Raw genomic sequence first — 1,297 nt, forward strand, 5'->3', positions numbered from 1 at the left:
ATAATAAAGAAGGTATTAAATTTTATGAAAATTTATCTTCAATTCATTTAAATCAATGGAGAATATATCGTTTAAACAAAGACCAATTAAATAAATTAAGTAATAATGATTAGGGATTTACATTATCTTAAAGCTATGGGTTATAGTTTTTTAAAAGACTTTCCTTATAAAAATGAATATAATATCAGCTTTGCAAATTTAAATAATAATGTAAAACAATGCACTTTATGTCATTTTTCTAAAAATAGAAAAAATTCTTTAATGGAAAAAGTGCAAAAAAAAGTCAATTTAATGATTTTAACTTCTCATGGAGATAAAAGTGAAAATGAAAGCGGAATTTTGCTAAATTCTCACAAAGGTTCTCTACTTAAAGAATATCTTAAACTATATTTAAATTTAGAAGAAAAAGATTTTTATTTCTCCTATCTTTTTAAATGTTTTGATTATAGAAAAAATGACGATTTTTCGCTACAATCTTGCTTACCTTTTTTTTATAATGAATTAAATCTTATAAAACCTAAAATTTTATTATGTCTTGGAGAGTATGCTTTCCAAAGCTTGGGTCTAAAAGATTTTAATATTTTACGTGGTGAAATTTTTTCTTATAAAAATTTTTTTATTTTACCAAGCTTTGAGCTTGATTTTATAGAAAAAAATCCAAGCTATGAACAAAAATTTATTGAAGATCTAAAAAAACTTAAAGGATTTTTATGAAAAAAATACTTTTAATCATCTCTTTTATGTTTTGTTTTTCATATTCAAAAGAACAAAAGCTTATAGAAGGTGATTTAGTGCAAAATTTTTATCCTAAATTGAATACAAATTTTTGCGATTCTAGTTGTTTATTTGAACTTTTAGAAACAAAAATGTATCTTAGTTTTTTAAGCGAATTTACAGATAATAAAGATAAATTTTTATCAAATATTTATTCTAAACTTCTTAACTCCATTACTGACTTTGAAACAAATTTACAAAAAATTACTTCTGTAAAAATAGCTATTATTATTCCAGAAAAAACAATTAAAAGTTATTCTAATACTATAATTAATGCAAGCATTGCTTATCTTTTAAAGCAACGTGCCGAAATTAAAGTTAAAGTTTTTTTAATTGGTACAGAAGATGAAGTAAAGATTAAACAAACTTTATCACAAATTGAAAATCAAAATTATAAATATCTCATAGCAGGATTTACCTTAAAAGGCGTTAATGCTTTAAATGATTATAAAGGAAATTTAAAAATATTTATACCTACTATACATAAAAGCAATACAAATATAAACAATGAAAATATTTATTT

Annotated in this window: 1 protein-coding gene and 1 pseudogene; both read left to right on the forward strand. The window is 21.5% G+C overall.

Annotation, left to right across the window (positions count from 1 at the left end):
* Window positions 1-105 precede the first annotated feature (105 nt).
* Complete coding sequence (locus tag JG677_RS08190) at window positions 106-714, forward strand: uracil-DNA glycosylase family protein (RefSeq protein WP_200169094.1); 609 nt, start codon at window positions 106-108, stop codon at window positions 712-714.
* Window positions 711-1,297: pseudogene (locus JG677_RS08195) on the forward strand (hypothetical protein); the annotation flags it as partial. The gene JG677_RS08190 and the pseudogene JG677_RS08195, both read left to right, overlap by 4 nt.

The sequence above is a fragment of the Campylobacter sp. TTU-622 genome (assembly GCF_016598965.1).
Taxonomy (GTDB): Bacteria; Campylobacterota; Campylobacteria; order Campylobacterales; family Campylobacteraceae; genus Campylobacter_D.

Coding starts and splice junctions, on each gene's coding strand:
- JG677_RS08190 (WP_200169094.1), top strand. CDS start 106: ATGATTAGGGATTTACATTATCTTAAAGCTATGGGTTATAGTTTTTTA.